Origin of the sequence: Flavobacterium sp. DSR3-2 (genome assembly GCF_049896525.1) — a bacterium.
Lineage (GTDB): Bacteria > Bacteroidota > Bacteroidia > Flavobacteriales > Flavobacteriaceae > Flavobacterium.
The window spans coordinates 498,711-525,173 of the sequence record NZ_JAFCUM010000001.1 but is presented as its reverse complement, the minus strand read 5'-3'; the positions used below and the strand labels follow the sequence as shown (position 1 = coordinate 525,173).

Genomic DNA, 26,463 nt, shown 5'->3' with positions numbered 1-26,463 from the left:
TCTATTGCGCAATTACCGCAATGGCTTTTCTATGAGGTTGGTTATTTTAAAGAACTGGGTTTTATTGTCTTTCTTGTATTTCAAAATTGCTTCATTGGGTTTCAAATCAAATTTAGATTTTTGAATTACGGGCGCTTTATTGCCGTATTCCTTGGCAGGATTACTATCCAAAATTAAATCTTCTTTTTTATTACGTTGATAAAAATGTGCTACAAAGGTGTTTTTAGTAATTTTTTCAACTGGAGATTCTTGATTGTGAAAATAGATTTTCTCCAATTTGATGTTTGTCGCAAGCGGTTTTTTAAATTCGATATAAAAATGAGTACCGCTATTTTCGTTGCCATTCTGCATTTTCTGATAAAAAGCAGACTGGATTTCTTGAGGAAATTCTGTTTGAAGTTCTTGTTTCGTGGCACAAAAAGTAAGGCTGATAGCGGTGATAAATAAGGCGCCAATGGATTTATATCTTTTCATAATTTTTAATTTAACTTAATCCTTCTTCATTAAAAATCTTAAGAAAGTGAAACCCTTTTGGCACATAACCTTGGTTGTAATAAAAGCGATGTGCGGTGAAATTTCCGGTAAAGGCATCTAAAACGATCATGGTACAACCAGTTTCCTTCGCCAATACATCAACATAATCCGTCATCATTTTGCCCAATCCTTTGGAACGGTGATCCGGGTGCACAATAAAATTATCAATCTCGATGTATTTTCCCGACCAAAGTTTTGTTCCCGACCAAAACCCGGAAACCGCCACACAAACCTCCTTTTCAAAAACGGCTACCTGCTTGTAATTGTGCGGAATCATCTCCGTAAGATACGATTGGTATTTTTCTACCGTAAATGTGGGGTATAAAAATCGCATTACTTCAATGTTTTCAAGCATTTCTTCTACTGTGCTGAGTTCTCTTAATTGTATTTTCATTCTTCCTAGTATTATTTTAAACTATAAAATTAAACAAAAAAAGAGCCAACATCTGTTGGCTCTTAGAATATATTTCGAATCAATAACCTATTACCCATTCAATGCTTCAGCTCCACCAACAATCTCTAATATTTCATTAGTAATAGAAGCCTGACGTGCTTTATTGTAAGTCAATTTCAATTGATTTCTCAATTCTGTTGCATTATCAGTCGCCTTGTGCATCGCAGTCATACGCGCTCCGTGCTCAGAAGCAAATGAATCACGAATTCCTTTGTACAATTGTGTTTTTAATGACTTTGGAATCAAAGTCAACACGATTTCTTCTTTTGATGGTTCAAAAATGTAATCTCCGGGAGTAACCGTAAGATCTGATTTGAGAGACGCTAAAGGCAAGAATTGTTCCGTTTGAATGATTTGTGTAGCTGCATTTTTAAATTGATTGTAAATCAACTCAATTTTATCGTATTCTCCAGCAACGAATTTCTCCATTAATGAATTAGCAATTTTAGCCACATTATCAAAAGTCAAATCATCAAAAACAGCGCTTTCATTAGCTACGACCGGTAATGTTTTGCTTAAAACATCGTTTCCTTTTTTTCCTATGGCAAAAATATCCACTTGTTTACCTGTGTAAAATTCAGCACGGCTTTTAGCTTCTTTGATTGCATTGGTATTAAAAGCACCAGCCAAACCTCTATTAGAAGTCACTACAACAAGTAACACTTTCTTAATTTCGCGTTGGGTTGTAAATTCTCCACCAACATCACCTTCGAGTGTAGCAGAAAGATTTTGCAATAATTCCGTTAATTTTTCGGCATAAGGTCGCATTGCTGTAATTGCATCTTGTGCTTTCTTTAGCTTTGCTGCAGAAACCATTTTCATTGCCGATGTAATTTGCATCGTCGATGAAACGGAAGTAATTCTATTACGGATTTCCTTTAAATTTGCCATTTTATATTAGTCTAATGTCGTAAAGTCATAAAGTCTAAAGTCCTCAAAAGCAGATAAACTGACTTTAAGACTTTCGACTTTACAACTTTTGACTAGTTTTAGTTATATTTTGCTGATAATTCTTTTGCTACAGATTCGATTACATCTGTAATTTCGTCTGTTAATTTTCCTGCTTTCAACGCATCAAGAGTTGCTCTGTGTTTGTTGTTCAAGAATTCCAAGAAGTCTTTCTCAAATTCTCTTACTTTGTTCACAGGAACATTTCTCAATAAGTTTTTAGAACCAGCATAGATAATCGCAACTTGATCTTCTACAGTATATGGATCGTTCAAACCTTGTTTCAAGATTTCAACGTTTCTTTTTCCTTTTTCAATTACGTTTAAAGTGACTGCATCTAAATCAGAACCAAATTTAGCAAACGCTTCCAATTCACGGAATTGTGCCTGATCCAGTTTCAAAGTACCTGCTACTTTTTTCATCGATTTAATTTGCGCATTTCCTCCAACACGAGATACCGAAATACCTACGTTAATCGCCGGACGAACTCCAGAGTTAAACAAATCTCCATCCAAGAAAATTTGACCATCTGTAATCGAAATTACGTTTGTTGGGATGTATGCAGAAACGTCACCAGCTTGAGTTTCAATGATTGGTAAGGCAGTAAGCGAACCACCACCTTTTACAATTGATTTCAATGAATTTGGTAAATCATTCATATTTTTAGCGATGCCATCATCTGCAATTATTTTACAAGCACGTTCTAATAATCTACTGTGCAAGTAAAAAACGTCTCCAGGATATGCCTCACGTCCCGGTGGTCTTCTTAACAAAAGAGAAACTTCACGATACGCAACCGCTTGTTTTGATAAATCATCATAAACAATTAAAGCCGGACGACCTGAATCTCTGAAATATTCGCCAATTGCAGCACCTGCGAAAGGAGCATACACTTGCATAGGAGCTGGATCAGATGCATTTGCAGCAACGATAACAGTATACGCCATTGCACCTTTTTCTTCTAACATTTTAGCGATTCCTGCTACAGTCGAAGCTTTTTGTCCAATAGCGACATAGATACAAAATACCGGTTTCCCAGCATCGTAAAATTCTTTTTGATTTAAGATAGTATCGATACAAACAGTTGATTTACCTGTCTGACGGTCACCAATAACTAGCTCACGTTGTCCACGACCTACTGGGATCATAGCATCTACTGCTTTGATACCTGTTTGTAATGGTTCAGTAACGGGCTGACGGAAGATAACTCCAGGAGCTTTTCTTTCTAAAGGCATCTCATATAAATCTCCACCGATTGGTCCTTTTCCATCAATAGGAAAACCAAGAGTGTTTACTACACGACCTACCATTTGCTCTCCTACTTTGAGAGAAGCAATACGTTGTGTTCTTTTTGCAGTTGAACCTTCTTTGATTCCTGTTGATGGTCCTAAAAGTACCACACCAACATTGTCTTCTTCAAGATTCAAAACAATAGCTTCTAATCCGTTGTCAAATTCAACTAACTCTCCGTATTGAACATTAGAAAGCCCGTAAATACGAGCAATACCATCTCCAACTTGAAGTACGGTTCCTACTTCTTCTAGTGTAGCACCAGATTCAAAACCTTCTATTTGCTTTCTTAATATTGCTGAAATTTCAGCAGGTTTAATTTCCGCCATCTTAATTTATAATTTAAACACTTAAATGTGCAATAAAACTAATTACTTAACTCTCTTTTTAATACTTGTAATCTGTTGGCAACTGAAGCGTTGTATTGCTTATCACCTATTCTCAAAATAAAACCTCCAATTATTGCAGGATCTACTATATTTTCTATTGTAATTTTTTTATCTGAAAATGTTGCTATTTTCGCTAAAACTTTTGCTTCTAAAGCCTCATCCATAGGAATTGCAGTAGTAACTTGCGCTACTTCGATACCATTTTCCAAGTCCGATAATTTACCATATTCAGTAGCAATAGCCCCTAATATTTCGAATCTTTTGTTTTCAAATAACAAATGAAATAACCCTTGAGTTACTCCGTTGATACCCGCAAAAACTTCTAACAAGACATTTTCTTTAACCGCAACTTTAATGGTAGGATTTTGAATAAAAGTACTCAATTCTAAATTTCCATTGATAGTTGTAGCAATAGTTTTCATATCACTGCTTACTGCTTCGGCAACACCTTTTGAGTTTGCTAAGTCCAAAATTGCTTTTGCATAACGAATTGCTGCTCTTGTACTAGCCATAATTAGTTCAATTTAACGTCACCTAACATATTCTCAATCAATTTCGTTTGAGCTTCTTTGTTAGATAATTCATCTTTTAATACTTTTTCAGCAATACTTAATGACAATGATGAAACTTGTGATTTCAATTCAGCCATAGCGGCATTTTTTTCTGCTAAAATAGCTGTTTTAGCTTGCTCGATCATTCTTGCGCCTTCTGCTTGCGCGTCAGCTTTAGAATCAGCAATCATTTTATCTCTCATTTCACGTGCTTCTTTCAATAAAGAGTCACGCTCTAATCTTGCTTCCTGAAGAATACGTTCGTTTTCGGCAGTAAGATTTTGCATTTCTCTACGAGCAGTTTCTGCTGAAGATAACGCTTCATTGATTGAATCTTCTCTACCTTTTACTGCGCCAAGAATTGGTTTCCAAGCGAATTTTCTTAAAAGGATAAAGAAAACTATAAAGATGATCGAGGTCCAAAAAATTAAACTCTCTGGTGCTGTTAAATTCATATTTTTATATTTAAAAAGTTTGTTTTAGAAATAAAAACTTCCTGATACCAACCGTATCAGGAAGTTTTAGATTTTAATTATTTTGCGATCAACGCAACAACTACTGCGAAAAGTGCAACACCTTCAATAAGTGCAGCAGCGATAATCATAGCAGTCTGGATTTTTCCAGCAGCCTCAGGTTGACGAGCAATAGCGTCCATTGCAGAACCACCAATTTTTCCAATACCTAGACCTGCACCAATAACAGCTAATCCAGCTCCGATTCCAGCTAATACCATAATACTAAATTTAATATAGTTAATAATTAATAAAACACATTTTAATGATGATCGTGCTCTGCTACGGCCTGACCAATAAACAATGCTGTCAACAACGTAAAGACATAAGCCTGTAACGCCGCAACCAACATTTCAAGTACACTCATGAACAGTACAAAAGCTCCAGAAATTGGCGCAACGGCTACTGATTTGAATATAAAAATCAATGAGACTAAACTCAATATAATTATATGTCCCGCAGTAATATTCGCGAATAAACGAATCATTAATGCAAAAGGTTTTGTCAACATTCCAATGATTTCTACAGGAATCATGATAGGATACAACGCTTTAGGAACTGGAGGCATAAAAATATGTTTCCAATAATCTTTGTTGGCACTGAAAGAGGTTACAATAAAAGTAATCAATGCTAATACAAATGTAAAGAAGATATTTCCAGTAAGGTTTGAACTGAAAGGGAAAAAAGGAATCAATCCAATAAGGTTGTTAATCCAGATAAAGAAAAATATAGTCAATAAATACGGCATGTATTGCGCGTATTTTTTTGTTCCAATATTAGGTATGGCAATTTCATCTCTAACGAATATTACTAATGGCTCCAGAAATCCAGCGATTCCTTTTGGCGCCAATTTGTTTTTATTGTAAGAACGAGCTACCGCAAGAAACAAAAAGAACAATACAAGAGCTGACATCAACATCGAGAAAACATTCTTTGTGATCGAAAAATCAAGTGGTCTGGCGTCAAACGCGAAAGCACCATTTTTTCTTTCATCTTCCGTTAAGGTTTCAAATTTATCCGCATAAAAAATAACCTCGTTGAAACGAACTAATTTTTGACCATTAACATCAACAACATGGTGTCCTTCATTATCATGGTGAAATTGTTCTGAAGAAAAAATCTCCAATCCATTGTTTGTCCATAAAATCACAGGAAGATAAAACGTAATAGGATGACCGTCATAATCCGCAATGTGAAATTCATGAGAATCTCCAATGTGATCATTAATCAATTCCGTAGCATTGAATTCTTTTTCAGCAGAATGACCTGTTTCTCCGTGCGCTTCTGTAACAGGAGCAGCGTTTTCTGTGTGATTTTGAAGACTATCCGCTGTTGGATTTGCGAAAGTAACCAACGGCATACACGCTAGAAAAGTAACTAACAGGAATTGAAGTGATTTTTTAGAAATTACCATTATTAATTGTGTATCTGATTTTACGTTTTTAAAATTTTTTGCAAAGGTACATATTTAATTGAAAATTGAAAATTATAATGATGATTTTAAAAAATGAATTTTACAATCGTATTGCATTATTTTCAAGCAATTTATCTTTTATTTAGTAATCGTATTGCAAAAATGGTTTCAAAAAGCAAAAATAGGAAATAAGGGATGAAAAAAGCTGCTATATCCAAATTAGTTTCTCTGCCTTCTGATTGGATTAATGGAATCAAAAAAACGACAGCCGCCATCATTTTCACAAAAGTGGTGGCCAGAAAAGCAAAACCGGTAAAATCCGGAAAGTTTAAATTTACAAAAAGCAACAGCAAATAGATTAAGAGCGTAGAAACAAACAGGAAAAGATAAATACTCCAAGTAGCATAAAAAAATTCATGATGTGCACTCCAGGCTGCTGTTCCATAATATTGTGCAACAAAAAAGAGCAATGTGAAGGGTATTAGATACTTCAAAAACGGCAAAATTTTAATCATTCGTTATTTTTATTAATATTTTTAACTTGTCGAATTACGTTGTAAAGTGCTATAAAAACGGACAATAGTGATAAAATAATAGTGTAAAAGGAAGAGCTTTCATCTGAATATTTTTTATCGAGCCACATCCCAAAGTAAGTGAACGCAAAAATGACAATTCCCATTTGAAACGGAATTCCCATAAATACCAACCACTTGTTAGAATTGTTTTTATTTGGTGTTTTGTTGTCCATCATTCAAGGTTTGATTTTTACTATTGGTTTTCATCGCGCAAGAAGCAGTGAAATCAGCACCTGGTTCCACGGATAATTTTCCTACTGAAACTTCGCCATGAATACTGGCCTTCGCTTTTACATTCAGGACTTCAGTAACTTGTATTTTTCCGTCAAATTTTCCTTCGACATCCGCATTTTTACAGATAATATCACCGGTGACACTTCCCGCAGGTCCAATAACAATTTTTCCTTCCGACTGAAAATTTCCTATTAAATTCCCGTCCAATCTAAAATCAGCTTGGGATATAATGTCGCCTTTTATCGTTGTTCCTTCCACAATTCGATTGGTTTTTCCCAAAAGATCGGTGTATGATTTTTGTTTTTTATCAAACATATTTTACTTTTTTGCTGGTGCTAAGTACGTTTCAAGATTTTTCTTAATTTGAATCACTTTGTAGTTATCGCCCGAAATCACAATAGCTGGTTCGGCCATTTTATATTTTACATTTTCTTTCAAAACCAATGCAATTTCATCCGAGTAAACTCGTGATTTTATCCCATGAATTGTAATAAAATTTTCTTTCTCCGTGTAAATATCATACGAATAGTATAGTTTTTGAAGATTTTCACTCGCAATGAATAATTTGATTTTTTCTTCTAAAGCTTTTGTGTTTTTATCGTCGCGGGAACCCACTAGAAATAGAATTTTCCAATTGTTTGAATCCGTTGTTTTGAATTCCATATTCTCTAAAAATGGGATTTGTTCGGTCAGAATAACTTGTGCATTTTTCCCTTCTTCACTGTTGGGATAATTATCCGCTACCACTTGCAATGCGTTCTTGTACGCCGACAAACCCTTTAATTTACCAATAGCATTTGCTTTAAGTAACTCAAATTTAGATACAATCTCATCTCCCGAAAACTGACTAATCAAAACGTCTGCGTTTTCTAAAACCGTAACAAATTGTTCTTGTTGAAATAACTTATACCATTTCTTGTAGACACTTTCCGGGGTTTCATTTTGAGAAATTCCATTTGGATTAGTGTTATTTATTATTTGTGCATATCGAGAATCCGGAAATTGAGCTGAAATGTTGTTTTTCATTTCTGCCGCTCTATTTACATCTGTGATTTGATATAATTTATACAAATTGTACATCGCTGGCGGCGTCAGTTTTTCTTCTGGATTATTGATTAAAAATTGTTCCAGTTTAGCAATTGCCAAAGCATTTTCTTTGAATTTTTCCTTGTAAATAATCCCCAACTGATAATACGCAAAATTGCCTTCTTTATTGATGCTGTCCAATTCAATTTGCGTTGTTGGTAGTTGTTTCAGGTAAAAATCAGCGGTGTATTGTTCCACAATTTTATTTGGTTCCGCTTCCTTTTCAACGGATTGTTTATCCTCATCCGAAGCAGTAGCTAAAGATGAATTTGCATTTCCTGATGAAATTCTCCAATTGCCATTTAAAGTCCTTTCGCCCCAATTTTTCTTAAATTCTACTTTTCCAAAAGCGACCGTTGTCGGATTATAAAAATAGAAAACACCAGCGGCTGGTTGAGAAGCCGCACTGGTAATAGTAGGCGGAGCCATTGATGATTTACGGGCTGATTTTGCCGGCTCTTGACCTGAAGCAGCATCAATCGAAGTCATCGAATTGTTTCTGTTTATGTTTTCCTGTTTCGCTTTGTTTTTCTCCTCTAAAAGTCGCTTAACCTCATCTTTTTCTTTTAGAGCAACAATGTACTTTTCAAAATAAGATTTACGATCCGCAGGATTCATCGCAACCACATTTAAAATACTGTCATTTTGCTTTGCAAGCGCTTCATACAAAATCACCTCATCAAGGTTGCTCCTTATTTTTTGGATTTTTGCAAATTCCCTTGTTTTAGTATTCAGTTTAACCAAAGTGCTGTCGTAATATTTTGCTGCCGACGGATATTCTGCATTTCTAAAATACAGATTTCCCAAATTCCTGTAATTTGAAGCTACTAAATAGGTGTCTTTTGAATTGGTTCGTAACGATGCATTGTAAAAATCCAATGCAGTTTTCTGATTGTTTTGCTTGTCATGAAATACTGCCATTTGATAAAAAATCAAATCTTTGTACGGACGATTTTCCCGGTCTTGAATCAATTTATCGAATGTTTTTACAAAAGAAACCGAATCTCCCGCTTGGTAGTCAAACAACTCCGCTTTTTTGGCATGTGCCTGAATAACAAATTTGCGCTCCGCTTTTCGGTTCATAGCAATCACGGATTGATAGGAAGTAACAGCACTGTCTTTGTATCCCAATTCTTGATACAGTTGTCCCAAAACAAAACGGTAACGGGCTCTTTGCTGATTTACTTTCGTGAATTCTATTGCTAATTTTAGTTTAGCAACGGCACTGTCTTTTTCTTCTAAATTTAAAAAAGAAGCGGCTAAAAGAGCGTTTGCATCTGCAAAAACTTGTTTTTTTACATCTTGATCTTCTAATAATTTACTGATATTTTTTATCACCAAAGCATCATTTCCCAAACGCATGTTGGTTTTTTCGCGCCAAATTTTAGCTTCATAAATTCGGCTGCTGTTTGGGTATTTGTATAGAATATAATTGAATGCATCGAGCGCAGGAACAAATCGTTGGTCGTAATATCTGGCTTTTCCAAGCATCAGATACGCTTCGTCAATTTGACTGTTTTTTTCTTTACCACCAATGTTCATCGAATGTTTTTGAATGGCTTTGGTAGCTTTGGTTTCTGCCAATTCAAAATCGGTGTTTTTAGATTTTGTTGTGGAAGTGAAATCTTCTACAATTTGCATTTTTTCTACCGGCAGAAGTTGCCAAAAATCATCATCGTTATTGGCATTTACCGCCAGAACTCCCTTATCCAATCCTACTTGACCGTTGTATAAAATATTATAATTAGTGCTTAAGGCATGCGAATTCCTAGCCATAAAAGTGTCTCTCTTGGTAGAACAAGCTACTAAAAAAGCAAAAAACAACAAGAAGGATAACGGTTTAAATATATTGATTTTCAATGGAAAACGTTTTTATCAATTAACTGCCAAATATACTTTTTAGTATATGCACTGGTAAAAATACATTTCTTTTTGATATCGTGAAAATTATGACATTATATTTGGATATTCGTCTGCTGCGTAAGGGATGGAAGCGGCATCCTTTATTTTCTTTCTTTAAGAAAATAAAGATACAGCGGACAGCCCGACCCGAAGTTTTTACGGAGGGTTACGCCCAAAATAAACTGCTAATTCGTAAACTGAACATTCAAATTAGTAAATGCAATTAGCAAATTACCGGTAAAAGTTTTGTCTACGACAGTTGCGTTGAATTTTAAACAGCAAAAAACAGTTCTAATTCCTGTAAGGTTTCCTCTGAGGTTTGAATGTCTTTGACCACTTCGCCTTTGTGCAGCGCGACAATCCTGTTGCTGACCTCAACGGTGTGCAGTAAATCGTGGCTGGAAACCAGGACGGTTACTTCCGGATTATCGGCTAAATCCTTGATAATTTTTTTTAATCGAAATTGGGTCGTGGGGTCTAAATTGGCAAACGGTTCGTCTAGAATAATGACTTCCGGATTTCCGATTAAGGTGGCGATGATGCCTACTTTCTTCTGGTTTCCTTTGCTTAAATCCCGTAAATATTTCTTGTTATTAAGGATTTCTCCGTTGAAAAATTCTTCGTGAGTGGCCAATAAAGCATCGACATCGGCTTTGTTTTGTCCGCGTAAATCGCCAATGAAATAGAAATATTCTTCAGGCGTTAAGTAGCCAATCAGGAAGCTTTCATCCAAGAAAGAAGCAGTGAACGGTTTCCAGTTTTCGCTGGTGTTTACCTGAATGTCATTATTGATAATATTTCCTGTTGATGGCTGGATCAAGTCCAATAAAAGACTGAAAAAAGTGGTTTTTCCGGCTCCGTTATTCCCCACTAATCCAAAGCTTTCGCCTTTTTTTATTTCTAAAGTATCTATTTTTAATACGGTTGTTCCGTTGTATGTTTTCGAAAGGTTGTTTACTTGTATCATTTTTTGAAGTTTAATCGGTTGACTCGTTATTTGGTTAATGTGATTGCTAATTATCCTTTTTGTTTGTAAGCCGCAATGGTCGCGTATTTCTCTGATTTATAGATTTTTTCAATTAACGAAAATGCTTTCTCTTTGAATGCAAAACCAATCACTCCTGCCCCTGTTACTAGCGCTAAGCCTAGATTGGCATTGCCAAATTTAGAACCTAACCAATACAATAAAACGGGCAAGGCCAATTGCGGAATCGAAATCAGCATGGTTTTTATATTGAATGCTTTTTTATCGCCAAAAGCGCCTTTTCCGGAACTTAAATCGATTGGTGTTTTAGTGTATGCGCCGCCCAGCAATACCAGATGAGAATTGACTCCAATGTTATAAATAGCACCCACAATAATTGTTAAATATACCTGCCATCCAAAATAAAGATAGAACGACGCAATGGTTGTGGTCACTACTGTAGCAATCACCATCAGCCACCATTTCGAACTTAAATAGCCTTTATACGGAATATTTTGCGTCATCATTAACTGGTAGTAGGCGCTGTCCCAACTTGGTACAAATTGTCCGAAAGTAATTAAGAATCCACCCGAAACGAAAATCCCGGCAAAAATGTGCATTACAGGATTATAGAAAGCATTATTAGTGAAAAATAGAAGACCATAAAAGAGGAACATGACACTGAGACCTACTGTGGTTTTTGACCGTTTGTTTCTTTTGATTAATTTAATGTCATTTTTTAAAAAGGTTCCGATGGTTCCAAATTGGTTTAACCAAGTCAGCTCTTCTGTTTTAGCAACATCATGTTTGTTTGACAATCCCGCATCGAGGTATAAATTCTTTTTGAAATACTGAAAAGTAACATAATAAAGCGCAATTAAAACAAAAACCGGAATGGCAAAAGCCCAATACGTATTGAAAATAGCATTGAAAAATGGCGCGGTAAACTCCGTGATATTAAAGAGTCCATAATAGTGTAATCCTCCTAAAATAGCAGCTGTTGCTAAGAAAATGGCAAATAAATTGTCTTTATTACTCAATAGAATATTTAGAAAATTGTTGCTGAATAGTAAAGAAAAGATCGCAGTGTACCAAAGCACTACGGAAAGCACATCATAGCCTTCAATAATTAAAACAACACAAAACGGAATCAGGAAAAAACCATGCGCCAAATTGAAGAACGACAAAACGGTTTTTCCTAATGAGAAATGAACAATCGTGGATTTTTTTATAGGGAAAATCAACATGGGGCGAATGTTCATCACAGGAATTTTTTGTAACAGCAGTCGGATGATTAAATCCATCAATACATAATAAATCATGAATTGATTTACGGTTACGATGGGATCTAAATTCATTTTCTTTAGAATATAAAAGGCCCCGACTCCTAATGCTAGGAAGATTAAAATGAAATAAACGGCGACAAAACCCATCAGGATTTTTAAAGCCAGATTAGTCGCGAAGGAAGCTGACCTAAAAAATGCTTTCCATTCGAGATAAAGGAATTTTTGAATCATAGTTTGGTTATTTTGGTTTTAAGGTAAGTATGTCAAAGTAGGAAAACGTTACAGATTTTGTGGTTTGTATTCAGGACAAGTTTGTTTTAGATAGGATTGTGCTTTGGAAGGGATTAATTTAAAAATGATGAAAAGTGCGATGATTACTACTATAAAAACAATATTTGCTCTCCATAAAAAATAGTCATTGATTAAAAAACTACTGAATAATTGGAACAATATGTTGTGGATAAAGTCGGTCTGTCCGTTGGACTATCAGTTTCACGTATTAGAAATAGACAGTTTCTTTTTGAATTGTAAGTGTTTATGTGCCAATTGCAGGTAAATTCCCGTGATTAAAACATAAATTATTGCAAAAAAAACAGATGTAAAAGCAATTTTAGCGTCTGGATGATTTAACCTTACTGGAAATCCACCAATTCCAATCATAAAAAGAAATAGAATGAGACCAAAGCTTTTTTTCTTCATCAAATAACTGTAGGTTGTTTGGATCTTTGATTTCCAAATTAAACCCCAAGCCAAAATAACCAAACAGAATTCGACTAAAACAAATGACCTCAGGACTCCTTGACTATTTGTTATAACTAATTCAGAGTTTGAATTTCTAACAAACACCATCAATGACAGTGTAATCAAAGAAGAAATTGTAATTGCAGTAAATAATTGCCTTTTAACTATTTTATGACATTTAACAGTCATTATTCTAGGATTTGTAAAACCTATCAATCCTGAAAAGGATGGCTGTAATTCTGGTTTCCATTTCTGTAAAACTTCATCAAAAACAACTTCAAAAGAACTTTTTTCATCGCATAATCTTTCTTCTATCTCTGAAGCAATATGATCCGTAACTTCCAGTTTGATGTCGTAGTACTTAAGACCGTTTAAAACTAAGGTTTCTTCTATTAAAGCAATTTGTTCGGTAGTTAATTTCATCTTCAAAAATTAATTTAATTGGTACTGTTTTTTGACATTTTTAATTGTTCTCTTTTGAAGGTGAATTCCCGTCATTAAAAATAATATTCCCAATATCAAAGCACAACAAAAAGGTAATATTAAAATTGGATGCCTTTGAACCGACTCCTTAAAATAGTTTAATAGATAAATTATCCAGTACATAAATCCAAAAATCCCTGTGAAAGTAATATGACTGATATTCAATTCTAAAAAACGTTTTCCCTTGATTTTTCTATTTGTATAAAAAGAATAGAATGCTGGTATAAATAGTATCGCTAATAAACCAAATAAATTTCTAACAAACTTATCTGGTTCATCAAAATAAAAAGATGCTTTAAAGATCAAAAGGGCAAGCAAAATACCCACAATAATTTTAGGGAATTTCAAATACTCAGATATCACATTCCACTGCGCTTTTCTAAATTCTTTCCTTAAAATTTGTGTGCGATCCTCTTCAATCGCATTAAAACCATTTCGACCAAAACGATCTTCAGCATACTGTTTCACTTGATGAAAAGTAAGTTCCGGATCTTTCTCCCAAATTTCCTCCATACTATTTACCATGTGATCTGTAAATTCTACTTGTAATTCATACCACTTGATATCAAAGGATTTGACATAATTAGATACATATTCTATTTGTTCGGTGGTTAGTTTCATGCTTTGGTAAAGGATAGTTTCTTTTCAAATTTAAAATGCTTCATTGCTAATCTTGAGCTAAATAAAAGATGGAGTAACATTAGAGAACCCGTAAAAACAAATATGATTTGGTTTGTAGTCCCTGCTGGAGTGTTAATAAAACAAAAAGGATAAATCCAAGATATGTATACAGCTACTCTATTTTTGTGTTGAGGATAAAAAGATGTATTTATTTTTGAATTCCAAATTCTAATTGTATTTATTATCAATAATAAATATCCAGTAATAAATACTAATCGAGCCCCAACTTGGAAATAATAAGTAAGTAACTTTAGATTGTAAAATGCTGAAAAACCAAGAAAAGTAAATAAAAAAATTAGACTTATCAAAAATCCAATAAATATTTGTTTTTTTATTGCTGCTACCTTCTTGTCTAAAACTATTTGTGGACAGTTAACGTTAAGTCCTGTGAAAATTGAACATGCAGGTTTTAATTCTTCTGACCATTTATCCAGTGCTATTTCAAAATTTTCATCAAAAGAAGGTGTTTTTTCATCCATCAGAACTTGTATTTCCGTGGCAATATGATCTAAAACTTCCTGCCTTATATCGTCGTATACGATACCGTTTAAAACTAATGTTTCTTCTATTTGAACTATTTGTTCTACAGTTAATTTCATCTTCATAAAATTAAAATTCTAATTTTGGACTTGGGTTCACTAAACTCTGCATGTTTCGGATGAAATCTTCGAGTTCTGAGAGTCGGTTTACGGTTTCTTTCTGACCGCTTTCCGTGAGTTTGTAATATTTACGCATGCGGTTGTCCACTTTTTCGATTTCAACATCCAGCAAACCTTCGGCTTCCAGTTTGTGCAAGGCCGGATACAAAGCGCCTTCGGTAATGTTAAGTTCGCCAAGCGTAATGGCTTTTACTTTTTGTGTGATTTCATAACCGTACATTTTGCCGTTTTCTTCGAGCAATTTCATTATAATCGTATTCAGACTTCCTTTATATAATTGTGAGTTTTTCATTTTTTTGTCATTGCGAGGCACGAAGTAATCTCATTTTGAAAAACAAATATACATAAGATTCTTATACCTAAGATTTTTAGGTATTAAAATTTTCAAATATTTTGAATTCAAAAAACCTAATGTGTTTCCTATCTTTGTAAAAAAATAATCACATGTCATCTTTTTTAAAATTAATCATAAAAGAAGTAAAACGCGAAACCAAAGACGCTGTTTCGATACTTTTTAACGTACCCGAGGAATTAAAAGCAGATTACGCTTATATTGCCGGTCAATACATCAATTTAAAATTAACACTTGACGGAAACGAAATTCGTCGGGCGTATTCTATCTGCTCTTCTCCGGAAAGTGGCGAGTTGCGCATTGCAGTGAAAGCGGTAAAAAACGGTGCTTTCTCTCAATTTGCCAACACAAAACTTAAAGCTGGCGATGTTCTTGAAGTAGGAAAACCAGAAGGGAAATTCACTTTTGATCCCCAAGCGGATCGACAAAAAAACTACGCGGCTTTTGTTGCGGGAAGCGGAATCACACCCGTAATGTCTATCTTAAAATCCGTATTGAAAAACGAACCGAAAAGTTCATTTGTATTGGTTTACGGAAACAAAACGCCTGAAGAAACCATCTTTCATCAAGAATTACACGATTTGCAATTGCAACATGTGGGACGTCTTTTTGTACATTATGTGTTCAGTCAAGCCAAAGTAGAACATGCTTTGTTTGGACGAATTGAAAAATCGATAGTTAATTTTGTTTTGAATAACAAACACAAGGAATTGGAATTTGATAAGTTCTATTTGTGTGGACCGGAAGAAATGATCAATATTGTTTCCGCTGTTTTAAAGGAACATAATGTAAAAGAATCGGCAATAAAATTTGAATTATTTTCCACTTCTTCCAAAGAGCATAAAATAGAACAATCATTAGAAGGTCACACTAAAATTACCGTAATGGTAGATCACGAGGAAATGACTTTCGAAATGTCACAAAAACAAACCGTTCTTGATGCCTCTTTAAAGCAGGGTATTGATGCTCCATATTCGTGCCAAGGAGGAATATGCAGCAGTTGTCTGGCCCGTGTTACCGCCGGAACTGCCGAAATGACTAAAAACTCCATCCTAACCGATAAAGAAATTGCCGAGGGTTTGATTCTTACCTGTCAAGCGCATCCTACCTCAGGGACCATTTATGTAGATTATGATGATGTTTAGGAAATAACCTTAAATGATAAAAAAACTTCTCTAAAAAGGGAAGTTTTTTTGTTTTAGGGAAGTTGGGATTTTTAGTATATTAATAGAATAATAGTACGGTCAAAATCCATACGATATTTCGATAAATTATTATCGTAAAGTAGTACATATAATTTAGGGTATCCATGTATGACCTTAAAACATATATAAAAGTCAGTAGGAAACGCTCAAAAATTGTGCTAAAAGAAACTGGAAATCATTGATTAACTTAAAATTGAATGCTATGTTTTGGGGAATAGCCTTTATTAATTTAGGAATGGTAATTTTGATATATTTGAGAAAAGACATTAGTACAGATTTGCATTTGTCCAAGTTTTTTTCGAAGAACACAAAAACATGGCAAGGAAATCTTGCTGGAATTGTAATGATCCTAATTGGAATCGCTCAAATGATTAATTCTCTTTGATGTTAAGTTAAATTTTCAGAACAAACATTATAATTGTTACCAAATTTTGGTACTTTAGTGAAAAATTAAAATCATGGGAAAGAATACATCCGTCTCTTTAGGAAATCATTTTGAAACTTTTGTCGAAAAAAGTATTTCAAAAGGTCGGTTTCAAAATGCAAGTGAGGTAATTCGGGCTGGTCTTCGTATGCTAGAAGAAGAAGAAGATAAAGTTCTACTATTAAAAAATGCCATTCAGGAAGGAATCGATAGTGGACTTGCAAAAGACTTTGACCCAAAAAATCACCTAGAATCTTTACAAGCAAAGAAAAGAGCAAATGGCTAACTATTATTTGACAAATTTAGCTGTAAATGATTTAGCTGAAATCTGGGAGTATACTTACGAGGAATGGTCAGAAAAACAAGCCAATAAATATTATAAACAACTATTAGAAGCTTGTCAGGAATTAGCCAACTATCCCAACTTTGGGAAAAATTATGTGTTAATTCAACCTGATATTTTAGGATTTAAAACCAATCATCACATTATTTTGTATAGAATTATTTCGGTCATAGAAATAAAAATAATAAGGATTCTTCACGAAAGAATGGATTTGAAATCTAAGCTTTAAACTGAGACTGTAAACTGTAAACTGTTTTTTATATGAAATCCATTCGAGAAATATTCAAAAACAACCCTTCCCTTCTTGATGAACCAGAAGTAGCGCAACTTTTAGAATATTGTGAACAATTACAAGATGAAATCGTGGAATTCAAATTTCAAAAAACAACCAACAAAGAATTGGCAATGCTTGATATGCTTAAAGAAGTCATAAAAGGCTGCGATGCTATCGAAAAAGAACAAGCCGAGCACGAACGTTTTGGGTATGACGCTCCAAATTATCAGGAAACCATTTCGAATTTAAAAAGATATGTTTTGAAGCGATGTCAAGACGAAAAAATTTGGCTTTGAATTCTTGAAACATTAAAGAATTAAGTTTCATTACATCTTAAATCTCTTAATGCCTTGATGGTTCAAAAGAACATTTTTTGTTTTTAAAACTATTGATTCCGGCAAAATCGTTCGCATGGCATCTTCATAACCTGCAACTTTTTTATTTCCATATACCGAAGTGGGTAATTTTGGAAATAGCTTTCTATCCGAAACTATGGCATTTTCTAAAGCCTGATTAAAAGGCGAAAATCCCGCGTACGGATGCGTAGCGCCCCAAAGCGTAATCACTTTCACGCCCAACATAGCCGCAATGTGCGCATTCCCGGAATCCATGGAAAGCATCACATCCAAATTACTGATGAGCTGCAATTCTTGATGCAATTTGAGTTGCCCCGCCATATTGATTACGTTTTTTTTGTTGGAAGCAAGTGAATTCAATAGTTCAATTTCTTTTTTTCCACCGCCAAAAAGTAAAATGGTATGTGTTGTATCCAAAGCTAATTTGTCAATTACTTGCTGCATCAAATCCAACGGATATACTTTAGAATCGTATTGTGCAATAGGAGCAATACCTATAAGTTTGTGCTTTTTTTCTCCAATTATCGTCAGAATTTCATGGCTCAAAATTGCTTTGTCAGGAAAAACTGGATGTGATAAATCAACTGTAAAACCGAACTGTTCAAAAACTTTCACATGTCTTTCAAACATCGTTGGCAATTGCTGGAACACTTTGTTTTCGGGCTGGGTCAAAGCTTTTTTTTCCGTTCTTCCTTTATCCACCGAAGCTACTTTCTTTCCGCTTAAAGCAAAAAGGCTTCGAACGATTTTAGAGCGCAAGACATTGTGTAAATCGGCAAAAGCATCAACGTTTAGGTATTTCAAATCTTGGAATAAGCGCAACAATCCTGCAACCCCTTTGTGTCGTTTTTTTTCATCGAAAGCAAAAAAAGAAAGATTGGGAATTCCTTCAAAAAAAGGTTTGAAAAACGGTCTGGAAATAACTGTGATTTTAACATCGGGATGCTGGCTTACAAAAGCACGTAAAACAGGAACCGTCATGGCGACATCTCCCATTGCGGAAAGTCTCATGACGGCTATATGTTGGATTTTTTTTGACAATTAATTAACGTTTAAAAACCATTAAGGTATTAAGATTCATTAAGTTTTTCTTAATTTTCCTAATACCTCAATGGTTCAAAATATCTTTTTTACTTCTTGTTTTGATACAAAACAGGATTCAAATCATCATCGTTGTACATTTTCATTTGTTTGTACACTTTCATGAATTTATTGCCATTTTCGATGTCTGTTAATAAATCATCAATAGCAGTTGACAAATCTGTTCTTTGCTCCAATAAAATATTTAACTTTGTCTTACACTTATCTCTGTGCTCTTGTGAAGCTTCAGCACGAGTAGCTTCTTCTTGCATGTGATGAATTTTCAATGCCAAAATCGACAATCGGTCAAAAGCCCACGCCGGACTTTCGGAGTTGATTTTTGCATTGTCTTTTACGATTACAGCACTGTATTTTTGAAGAAAATAACTGTCAATATATTCCACCATATCGGTACGTTCCTGATTAGAAGCATCTATTCTTCTTTTTAATGTTAAAGCTGCAACAGGATCAATATTTGGATCCCGAATAATATCTTCAAAATGCCATTGAACGGTATCAATCCAGTTTTTGTGATACAATAAATGTTCAAATTTATCCTTCTGAAAAGGATTATTTATAGGCTGATCAACGTTATCAAATTGATGATAATCTTTGATGCTTTGTTCGAATACGGAGTACGCTAATTTTGAAAACATATCTTTATATATTAAAAGACAAAGATACTTTTTATACTTTTATACCATAAAAAAATAACTGTAAGTTTAATTACAAAAATACAACCATGCAAATTCATTATTTATCGGAAGGAAACAGTATTCTAAATCATTTTTTGGGACAGATACGCAATGTAAATGTTCACAATGACAGCATGCGTTTCCGACGAAATATTGAACGTATTGGCGAAATAATGGCGTATGAATTAAGTAAAGAACTACATTACAAAAGTATCGAAATCCAAACACCGCTAGGCATAAAAAACACGACTGAGATTAAAGATCAACTGGTTTTATGTTCTGTTTTAAGAGCCGGATTGCCACTGCATTTGGGTTTTCTGAATTATTTTGATAATGCCGAAAATGGTTTCGTATCTGCTTACCGTCACCATCCCAACAATGATGATTACTTTGATATATTAGTGCAATACCAAGCCATTGCTGACATCAACAACAAAAATCTGCTGTTAGTTGATCCCATGCTTGCCACCGGTCAATCTATTGTAAGCGTTTTCAATAAATTGATGGAAAAAGGAACGCCAAAAGAAATTCATATCGCAGTTGTAATTGCCGCACCAGAGGGCATTGCACATTTGGAAGAACATCTGCCGAAAAACTGTCATCTTTGGGTCGCTTCATTAGACGAAAAACTTAATGAACACAGCTATATTGTTCCCGGTCTGGGAGATGCGGGAGATTTAGCCTACGGTGAAAAATTATAGTTGGCTGAAAAAAGCAAATAAACTGCAGGTTATAAGCACAAAAAGTACCATTTCCTGCTTCAATTTTAGTTGTGGCATTTCGATGTGACTCGTTGCCAGTATGGCCAAAGGCGCAAATGTAAAAAGCAATAAGTCATTACTTTTATTATCAGAAATAAGAAAAATTATTACTCCAATAAAGAAAGAGGCGATAATTTTTTTGAAAGAAGTATGCAACAATTGTGGTCTGCTTGACAATGTGGCAAACATAGAAACCAAGAAAAACAGCGCAACAGTTGCATAAATAGACAAAGCCCCATTTTGATAATTATTCGTGAAATAATCAATCTTAAAATTGATTTGTACACTTTTAAGGATGTATTCAATGACATTTAAATCGAAAACTGTTGCAAAAAGCAGGAACATGATTACTGCTATAAAAAAAGCGATAAAAGGTAATATCCAGTTTCTATAATCGCTGGAAACGTGAAAAATTATTGATATAAAAACTAACACTAGAAAGATTATACTCCAAAAATGAAATAACGCAGCCAGAAAAATCCATAATGAAGCATCAAATATTTTTTCTTTGGAAGCTTTTAGAGATTGTAATGAAATCAATCGGCGAAGCGCCAACAGAATAAAGAAATTAGACAAAATCAAGTTTAAATTATCCAGCGCTGAAGGGAAAAAAAGTAGAAACAAAAAGTAAAAAAAAATCGTGTATGTACTGTCTTTACTCAATCCGTTTTTCTTTGCCACAAAATCGGTGATAAAAACTGAAGCAACAACAATACAGAACAATCCCCCTTTTTGTGCGATAGAAAAAAAGGAATTTGTCCAAGATAAATCTTGAAAATGGAATAATAAAAAGAAAACCAGCATTAAAATTACGACCAATGAAAAATTTAACGGTGTAGATTTTCTAAAAACACTTGTTATCATACGGATATTTTATACTTTTGTGTTCGTAAATATAATACTTGTTTAAAAAGTAAACCCTGCTTGTTCAAAAAGATTCTTCTAAATCAGAACTTTTACAAATCAGAGTTGCCAAAAACAACTACTAAAATTAATTCTACACATTATGAAATCATTTTTCGAAGGAATACAATATTTATTTGTTGATATTCTATTTGCTCCACTAGACTTTTTACGCTCATTAGAGTTGAGTTCTTGGTTTGTTGCAAATACAATCAACTGGATTTTTATGATTATTTGTGCTGCCGCAATGGTATATTGGATCAGACAATTAAAGATTTTTGAAGATGCTGGAACAGAAAAGCAAGATACTACCGCTCACTCTTTCTTAAAATAATATTTAAAAAAAGTGAACGATACTTGTCAATTATTTCAAGTCGTTTCCAATATCTTTTCTAAAATACATCTTATCGAAATGTAGCTTGTCTATGTTTTGGTAAGATTTTTTTATGGCCTCTTCAAAATCATTTCCATAAGATGTTACGGCCAAAACTCTTCCTCCATTTGAAAGAACATTTCCGTTATCCAGTTTAGTACCCGCATGAAAAACAATAGAATCTTGAATTTTTTCCAATCCTGAAATTACTTTTCTTTTTTCAAAATCTTCCGGATACCCACCAGAAACAATCATAATTGTAGTAGCGCTTCTTTTGTCAATTTCCAGATCGATTTCGTTTAGTTTTTCGTTAGCAACAGCCAAAAACAACGCTACTAAATCCGTTTTGAGTCTCGGGATAACCACTTCGGTTTCCGGATCGCCCATTCTCACATTGTATTCAATTACGATTGGCTCGTTATTAACATTGATTAACCCAATGAAAACAAAACCTTTGTACGGAATTCCGTCTTTTTGAAAACCATCAATGGTAGGTTTTACGATGCGTGTTTCAATTTTTTCCATTAAAACAGCATCAACATAAGGAACTGGAGAAACAGCTCCCATTCCGCCTGTGTTTAATCCTGTATCGCCGTCGCCAATGCGTTTATAATCTTTGGCCGTTGGCAGAATTTTATAATTTTTCCCATCGGTAAGAACAAAACAACTTAATTCAATTCCGTCCAGGAATTCTTCGATAACGACTTTAGAACTGGCGGCACCAAATTTTTGATGAACCAGCATGTTTCTTAATTCTTCTTTGGCTTCTGCCAAATCCTGAATAATCAAAACTCCTTTTCCGGCGGCCAATCCATCGGCTTTCAAAACATACGGAGGTTGCAGTGTTTCCAAAAATTCACATCCTTTTTCTACCGTTTCAGCAGTAAAACTATCGTAAGCGGCAGTTGGAATGTTGTGTCTGATTAAAAATTCTTTAGCAAATTCTTTACTTCCTTCCAATTGTGCGCCCATTTTTGAAGGTCCGATGACCGGAATATGACTTAATGCAGTATCGTTTAGAAAAAAATCATAAATCCCTTTTACCAAAGGATCTTCTGGTCCCACGACAACCATTGCTACTTTTTCCTGAATAACAAATGTTTTTATAGCTTCAAAATCAGTTGGACTGATAGCGACATTAGTAGCTATAGAAGCAGTTCCCGCATTTCCTGGTGCTACAAAAAGTGTGTCACAAAGCGGACTTTGAATCATTTTCCATGCAAAAGCGTGTTCTCTTCCGCCTGAACCCAATAGTAAAATTGTCATGTGTTGTTGTGTTTAGTTGTGGCGCAAAAATAATTGCTTTTAAACTTAAAAAATAATTAATCTTTAAAAAATTGTTGGTTACCAGCCATTAGTTGTTAGTAAATATTATTTTTGATGAAATATACCTTTAAAATGTTTTCACTATTCGACTTATCGCTACAGCTAAATGGTTTCCCAATTCAGGAAGCCCAAGCCGAATTGCGAAAAATCGTAGCATTTTCAGAAAAAGAACATGAAGTTTTCGTTGAAAATAAAAAACAAGAAATTGTCAATTTTCATTTGCAAAACAATCCTTTTTATGAAGATTTAGCTGGAATTACAACTTTTACAAACTGGAAAGATTTACCCATTTTGAATAAGAAAAACTTACAGAAACCATTACAGGAAAGGCTTTCGGAAGGCTATTGCGCTAAAAACAGCTATGTCAATAAAACGTCCGGTTCAAGTGGAACTCCTTTTGTTTTTGCCAAAGACAAATATTGCCACGCGCTGACGTGGGCTTCAAACATCTACCGTTTTGGTTGGCATGGAATTGATTTTAATACTTCGTACCAAGCACGATTTTATGGAATTCCGATGGATTTTATTGGAAACAAAAAAGAACGTTTTAAAGATTTTTTGAGCCATCGGTTTCGGTTCTCCATTTTCGATTTATCTGATAAAGTTCTAAATGGATTTTTGAATCATTTTCGAACTAAAAAATTCGATTACATCAACGGTTACACGAGTTCGATAGTTTTATTTGCTAAATTTTTACAAAAGAGAAACATCATATTAACCACAATTTGTCCGAGTTTGAAAGTGTGTATGGTGACTTCGGAAATGCTTTTTGAAGACGACAAAATACTTTTAGAAAAACAATTTGGCGTTCCTATTGTCAATGAATATGGCGCTTCGGAACTCGATTTAATCGCTTTTCAATCCCCAAGCGTCGGGACAGAAGACGAATGGCAAATAAATTCCGAAACGTTGTTTGTGGAAATTTTGGATGACAATAATCAAGCGGTTCCAAATGGAACTTCAGGTCGAATTGTGATCACTTCATTGTTTAATAAAGCGCATCCATTTATACGATATGATATTGGCGATATTGGAATTTTGGACGAAAAAAGCACGTTGCAAAAACCCATTCTCAAGAAATTAATAGGACGAACAAATGATGTTGCGGTTTTACCAAGTGGAAAGAAATCGCCCGGATTAACTTTTTATTACGTAACAAAAAGCATCATTGAAGATGATTCGAATGTGAAAGAATTTGTGATAAAACAAACCAAAATAGATACTTTTGAAATTGAATATGTGAGTGAAACCCAATTAAATTTGGCACAAATTAAAAAAATTGAAAAGGCGATTGAACTGTATTTGGAACCGAATTTAAAATTTATATTTATCCGAAAAGATACTTTAGAAAGAAGCAATCGAGGAAAATTGAAGCAATTTAAATCGATGCTTTAATGGTTTTGGAATAACGTGGTTTGAGGATTAATTGCGTGAACAAAAAACCAATCATGCAAAGTATTGCACCAATTAAATTCAAACGGTGATATGCTCTGTACACTGAAAAATTATGTTTTACTAAATCAAATTTAGATGCAGAAATCGAGTTGTCTCTGATGCGATAAAAAGCCAAACTCTCCGGAACAAGTTGCGCAAATTTTATTTTTTTAAGAACAGTCAGCCACATCATCCAGTCTTGTCGTTTCCGGATGGAGGAAATGGAGATTTTCCCAAAGTAATTTGCGTCATAGATACCCGTTAGATTCCCTACATAATTACAAAAAAACAACTGCTGGTATGAAAGATGCAATGGCGCTTCGATTCTTTTGTTTAACGGTTGTCCAGCTTCGTCGATGCATTCATAAAAAGAGAACGTGAAAGGAAGATTATTTACTTTCATGAACTCAATTTGTACTGCTAACTTGTTCGGTTTCCACAAATCATCTGCATCCAAAAAAGCAATATATTTACCGTTTGCTTTAGCTAAAGCGGTGTTTCTGGAAATTCCGGTTCCTGAGTTTTTTTCGAGTTTAAAAAGTTGGACTCTTGTGTCTTTAATTGCGATTTCTTCAACTATTGAAACCGTTTCATCAGAAGAGCAATCGTCTACAATAATCATTTCCCAATGCTGATACGTTTGGTGCTGAACCGACTGAATCGCTTCAACAATAAATTTTTCAGAATTAAAAGAAGGAGTAATTATGGACACAAGTGGTTTTTCCATTTTTAATACGCTTTTTCATCACCTTTTATGGTGTTGTATATTGTGTTAAAAATAATCTTAATATCTAATAAAATAGACCAATTTTCTAAATAAAAAATATCAAATTTGACTCTGTTAATAATATCTTTATCTGTTTCGACTTCACCACGAAATCCTTTGGTTTGCGCAAGTCCGGTTATTCCTGGCTTTATAAAGTGGCGTACCATGAACTTATCCACCTTCAATGCATACATTTCGGTATGACTTACCATGTGAGGTCTTGGACCTACAACGGACATATCGCCAAATAATACATTTAAAAACTGTGGCAGCTCATCAATACTTGTTTTCCGTATAAACTGACCAACTGTAGTTACCCGAATATCATTTTTAGAAACCTGATTTAAATCAGCTTCATCGTTTAATTCCATCGATCTGAATTTGTAACAATTGAATTCTTTATAATTTAATCCGTTCCTCTTTTGGATAAAAAACAAAGGCCCTTTTGACTCCCATTTTATAAAAATTGCGAGAATTAGGCTAAGCCAAGATAACAACCCCAGAATCACTACAACCGAAAATAAAATATCAAAACCCCGTTTGATCACCTTGTTTAAGGTATCGTCTAACAAGATATTTCTCAACGAAATTACCGGAATGTAATTGTAATATTCGAAAGTAAAATTCCTGGAAAGAATCTGTTTTTCGTCCGGAATAAATTTTAATGTTTTTAGGTTATTATCAGCAAAATATACAATTTCATTAATTTGATTTTGCGTTAAATCACTCATCGAACAATACATTTCATCTATTTTATGTTCCAAAACAAAGGCAAAACTCTCCCTAAATTTTCGCTCTTTATCTTTTTCCAAGTCAAAAACTCTTTCTAATTTGTATCCATAATCTGGATTTTCAGTGAAAAATTGTTTTAATGGCTCCACACTTTTAGAATTCCCTAACAGTATTACAGTTCTAAAATTACCTCCAAATAGCACTCTGTACCTTTTTAAAAAATAATAAATACATAGTTTTATGATTAAAATAAAGAACAGCGAAACTGAAGTGAAGAGAACAATTCTATGAAAACTGGAATTTTCAGAGTCAAAAAAAGCCAAGGCGAGACAGATAAGCATAAACAAAATCCCTTGCTTTAGAGCACAATTTAGTATGGCAATCACCTTCGTGTATCTGTACACTTCATAAAAACCCAAATTAGCAGCTATAACAAACCAACTTACACTTATAAAAAGGGGATAAAAAAGCTCGTTAACGGGAAGGTCCGTCAAGTATACTAAGAGTACATTGATAACAATTAAGTCTATTACAAATGAAAAAGGGCGAATATAGCCTGAATATCTTCCGGTTTTGGTTTTCACTATTTTATCCGATTAGAAAAGTCATATTGCTTTTCTTTTATTACTATGATTATACTCCGAAACCGAAAATAAGTTGTCTTTTAATGCCGTATTTTTGGCCTAAATTATGATTTTTGAAACAAAAATAACTAAGTTTTTATTAAAGATTTATG

32 protein-coding genes are annotated in these 26,463 nt (G+C 34.2%); 8 read left to right on the top strand and 24 right to left on the bottom strand.

Annotated elements, in window-relative coordinates:
* Nucleotides 1-12: 12 nt before the first annotated feature.
* The 18 genes from ACP7AV_RS02330 to ACP7AV_RS02245 all read right to left on the bottom strand — a co-directional run bounded on the left by ACP7AV_RS02330 (nt 13) and on the right by ACP7AV_RS02245 (nt 14,995).
* Nucleotides 13-474: a hypothetical protein gene (locus tag ACP7AV_RS02330; protein WP_426090595.1), complete on the bottom strand. Its 462-nt coding sequence runs from the start codon at nt 472-474 to the stop codon at nt 13-15.
* 10 nt (nt 475-484) lie between these two features.
* On the bottom strand, nt 485-928 hold the full coding sequence (locus tag ACP7AV_RS02325; RefSeq protein ID WP_426090594.1) for a GNAT family N-acetyltransferase: 444 nt from the start codon (nt 926-928) through the stop codon (nt 485-487).
* 90 nt (nt 929-1,018) lie between these two features.
* Nucleotides 1,019-1,879, bottom strand: a complete 861-nt coding sequence (atpG, locus tag ACP7AV_RS02320) for an ATP synthase F1 subunit gamma (protein WP_426090593.1) — start codon at nt 1,877-1,879, stop codon at nt 1,019-1,021.
* Nucleotides 1,880-1,977: 98 nt separating this feature from the next.
* Entirely contained in the window at nt 1,978-3,555 is a 1,578-nt protein-coding gene (gene atpA / locus ACP7AV_RS02315) for a F0F1 ATP synthase subunit alpha (protein ID WP_426062443.1), read from the bottom strand.
* Nucleotides 3,556-3,593: 38 nt separating this feature from the next.
* Entirely contained in the window at nt 3,594-4,127 is a 534-nt protein-coding gene (gene atpH, locus ACP7AV_RS02310; protein WP_426090592.1) for an ATP synthase F1 subunit delta, read from the bottom strand.
* 2 nt (nt 4,128-4,129) lie between these two features.
* Entirely contained in the window at nt 4,130-4,621 is a 492-nt protein-coding gene (locus tag ACP7AV_RS02305) for a F0F1 ATP synthase subunit B (RefSeq protein WP_426062445.1), read from the bottom strand.
* Between the two features lie 77 nt (nt 4,622-4,698).
* A complete protein-coding gene (gene atpE, locus ACP7AV_RS02300) occupies nt 4,699-4,899 on the bottom strand; it encodes an ATP synthase F0 subunit C (protein WP_031453874.1) in 201 nt (66 codons plus the stop codon).
* Nucleotides 4,900-4,940: 41 nt separating this feature from the next.
* Nucleotides 4,941-6,092, bottom strand: coding sequence for a F0F1 ATP synthase subunit A (gene atpB, locus ACP7AV_RS02295; RefSeq protein ID WP_426090591.1), 1,152 nt, complete (start codon nt 6,090-6,092; stop codon nt 4,941-4,943).
* Nucleotides 6,093-6,223: 131 nt separating this feature from the next.
* The gene (locus ACP7AV_RS02290) at nt 6,224-6,586 is read right to left on the bottom strand and encodes a hypothetical protein (protein WP_426090590.1); all 363 of its coding nucleotides are present in this window, start codon (nt 6,584-6,586) and stop codon (nt 6,224-6,226) included.
* Nucleotides 6,587-6,603: 17 nt separating this feature from the next.
* Nucleotides 6,604-6,843: an AtpZ/AtpI family protein gene (locus ACP7AV_RS02285; protein ID WP_091203367.1), complete on the bottom strand. Its 240-nt coding sequence runs from the start codon at nt 6,841-6,843 to the stop codon at nt 6,604-6,606.
* A complete protein-coding gene (locus ACP7AV_RS02280) occupies nt 6,818-7,216 on the bottom strand; it encodes a bactofilin family protein (RefSeq protein ID WP_426062448.1) in 399 nt (132 codons plus the stop codon). The genes ACP7AV_RS02285 and ACP7AV_RS02280 overlap by 26 nt, the downstream gene beginning before the upstream one ends.
* A 3-nt stretch (nt 7,217-7,219) precedes the next feature.
* The gene (locus ACP7AV_RS02275) at nt 7,220-9,847 is read right to left on the bottom strand and encodes a tetratricopeptide repeat protein (RefSeq protein ID WP_426090589.1); all 2,628 of its coding nucleotides are present in this window, start codon (nt 9,845-9,847) and stop codon (nt 7,220-7,222) included.
* A 313-nt stretch (nt 9,848-10,160) separates the two neighbouring features.
* Nucleotides 10,161-10,856, bottom strand: coding sequence for an ABC transporter ATP-binding protein (locus ACP7AV_RS02270; protein ID WP_426062450.1), 696 nt, complete (start codon nt 10,854-10,856; stop codon nt 10,161-10,163).
* 50 nt (nt 10,857-10,906) lie between these two features.
* Nucleotides 10,907-12,370, bottom strand: coding sequence for a DUF5687 family protein (locus ACP7AV_RS02265; protein ID WP_426090588.1), 1,464 nt, complete (start codon nt 12,368-12,370; stop codon nt 10,907-10,909).
* A gap of 261 nt (nt 12,371-12,631) precedes the next feature.
* Nucleotides 12,632-13,303: a hypothetical protein gene (locus ACP7AV_RS02260; RefSeq protein WP_426090587.1), complete on the bottom strand. Its 672-nt coding sequence runs from the start codon at nt 13,301-13,303 to the stop codon at nt 12,632-12,634.
* A gap of 9 nt (nt 13,304-13,312) precedes the next feature.
* A complete protein-coding gene (locus tag ACP7AV_RS02255; protein ID WP_426062453.1) occupies nt 13,313-13,984 on the bottom strand; it encodes a hypothetical protein in 672 nt (223 codons plus the stop codon).
* Nucleotides 13,981-14,643 carry a hypothetical protein gene (locus ACP7AV_RS02250; RefSeq protein WP_426090586.1) on the bottom strand — a complete coding sequence of 221 codons (663 nt, stop codon included), beginning with the start codon at nt 14,641-14,643 and terminating at the stop codon, nt 13,981-13,983. Before ACP7AV_RS02250 ends, ACP7AV_RS02255 begins: the two co-directional genes overlap by 4 nt.
* 10 nt (nt 14,644-14,653) lie before the next feature.
* Nucleotides 14,654-14,995 (bottom strand): PadR family transcriptional regulator, encoded by a 342-nt coding sequence (locus tag ACP7AV_RS02245; protein WP_426090585.1) that lies wholly within the window; start codon nt 14,993-14,995, stop codon nt 14,654-14,656.
* A 152-nt stretch (nt 14,996-15,147) separates the two neighbouring features.
* Here ACP7AV_RS02245 and ACP7AV_RS02240 point away from each other — a divergent pair, with 152 nt between their 5' ends.
* From ACP7AV_RS02240 to ACP7AV_RS02220, 5 genes are all read left to right on the top strand, one after another.
* Nucleotides 15,148-16,200 carry a 2Fe-2S iron-sulfur cluster-binding protein gene (locus ACP7AV_RS02240; RefSeq protein ID WP_426090584.1) on the top strand — a complete coding sequence of 351 codons (1,053 nt, stop codon included), beginning with the start codon at nt 15,148-15,150 and terminating at the stop codon, nt 16,198-16,200.
* 262 nt (nt 16,201-16,462) lie between these two features.
* Complete coding sequence (locus ACP7AV_RS02235; RefSeq protein WP_426090583.1) at nt 16,463-16,645, top strand: hypothetical protein; 183 nt, start codon at nt 16,463-16,465, stop codon at nt 16,643-16,645.
* A 73-nt stretch (nt 16,646-16,718) separates the two neighbouring features.
* A complete protein-coding gene (locus ACP7AV_RS02230) occupies nt 16,719-16,970 on the top strand; it encodes a type II toxin-antitoxin system ParD family antitoxin (protein ID WP_426090582.1) in 252 nt (83 codons plus the stop codon).
* Nucleotides 16,963-17,256 (top strand): type II toxin-antitoxin system RelE/ParE family toxin, encoded by a 294-nt coding sequence (locus tag ACP7AV_RS02225; RefSeq protein WP_426090581.1) that lies wholly within the window; start codon nt 16,963-16,965, stop codon nt 17,254-17,256. The genes ACP7AV_RS02230 and ACP7AV_RS02225 overlap by 8 nt, the downstream gene beginning before the upstream one ends.
* Nucleotides 17,257-17,288: 32 nt before the next feature.
* A complete protein-coding gene (locus tag ACP7AV_RS02220; RefSeq protein ID WP_426090580.1) occupies nt 17,289-17,597 on the top strand; it encodes a hypothetical protein in 309 nt (102 codons plus the stop codon).
* 30 nt (nt 17,598-17,627) lie between these two features.
* Here the strand turns inward: ACP7AV_RS02220 and ACP7AV_RS02215 are convergent, their stop codons facing one another.
* Nucleotides 17,628-18,668 carry a glycosyltransferase family 9 protein gene (locus ACP7AV_RS02215; protein ID WP_426090579.1) on the bottom strand — a complete coding sequence of 347 codons (1,041 nt, stop codon included), beginning with the start codon at nt 18,666-18,668 and terminating at the stop codon, nt 17,628-17,630.
* Between the two features lie 119 nt (nt 18,669-18,787).
* The gene (locus ACP7AV_RS02210; protein ID WP_426062462.1) at nt 18,788-19,393 is read right to left on the bottom strand and encodes a DUF4254 domain-containing protein; all 606 of its coding nucleotides are present in this window, start codon (nt 19,391-19,393) and stop codon (nt 18,788-18,790) included.
* Nucleotides 19,394-19,479: 86 nt separating this feature from the next.
* Here ACP7AV_RS02210 and upp point away from each other — a divergent pair, with 86 nt between their 5' ends.
* A complete protein-coding gene (gene upp, locus ACP7AV_RS02205) occupies nt 19,480-20,133 on the top strand; it encodes a uracil phosphoribosyltransferase (RefSeq protein ID WP_426090578.1) in 654 nt (217 codons plus the stop codon).
* Here upp and ACP7AV_RS02200 read toward each other — a convergent pair.
* Nucleotides 20,128-21,057 (bottom strand): DUF6427 family protein, encoded by a 930-nt coding sequence (locus tag ACP7AV_RS02200; protein ID WP_426090577.1) that lies wholly within the window; start codon nt 21,055-21,057, stop codon nt 20,128-20,130. The genes upp and ACP7AV_RS02200 overlap by 6 nt on opposite strands.
* Before the next feature lie 142 nt (nt 21,058-21,199).
* Between ACP7AV_RS02200 and ACP7AV_RS02195 the strand changes: the two genes are divergently transcribed.
* Entirely contained in the window at nt 21,200-21,430 is a 231-nt protein-coding gene (locus tag ACP7AV_RS02195) for a DUF6341 family protein (protein ID WP_091203351.1), read from the top strand.
* Between the two features lie 30 nt (nt 21,431-21,460).
* Here ACP7AV_RS02195 and purD read toward each other — a convergent pair whose 3' ends face one another.
* The gene (gene purD / locus ACP7AV_RS02190) at nt 21,461-22,735 is read right to left on the bottom strand and encodes a phosphoribosylamine--glycine ligase (protein WP_426090576.1); all 1,275 of its coding nucleotides are present in this window, start codon (nt 22,733-22,735) and stop codon (nt 21,461-21,463) included.
* A gap of 132 nt (nt 22,736-22,867) precedes the next feature.
* On the opposite strand from purD, the gene ACP7AV_RS02185 reads away from it, so the two are divergent.
* Nucleotides 22,868-24,190, top strand: coding sequence for a phenylacetate--CoA ligase family protein (locus ACP7AV_RS02185; RefSeq protein WP_426090795.1), 1,323 nt, complete (start codon nt 22,868-22,870; stop codon nt 24,188-24,190).
* Here the strand turns inward: ACP7AV_RS02185 and ACP7AV_RS02180 are convergent.
* Together ACP7AV_RS02180 and ACP7AV_RS02175 are read right to left on the bottom strand one after the other, a co-directional pair.
* Nucleotides 24,174-24,956 carry a glycosyltransferase family 2 protein gene (locus tag ACP7AV_RS02180; protein WP_426090575.1) on the bottom strand — a complete coding sequence of 261 codons (783 nt, stop codon included), beginning with the start codon at nt 24,954-24,956 and terminating at the stop codon, nt 24,174-24,176. The two genes, ACP7AV_RS02185 and ACP7AV_RS02180, sit on opposite strands and share 17 nt — an antisense overlap.
* A gap of 2 nt (nt 24,957-24,958) precedes the next feature.
* Nucleotides 24,959-26,311 carry an exopolysaccharide biosynthesis polyprenyl glycosylphosphotransferase gene (locus ACP7AV_RS02175; protein ID WP_426090574.1) on the bottom strand — a complete coding sequence of 451 codons (1,353 nt, stop codon included), beginning with the start codon at nt 26,309-26,311 and terminating at the stop codon, nt 24,959-24,961.
* Between the last annotated feature and the right edge of the window lie 152 nt (nt 26,312-26,463).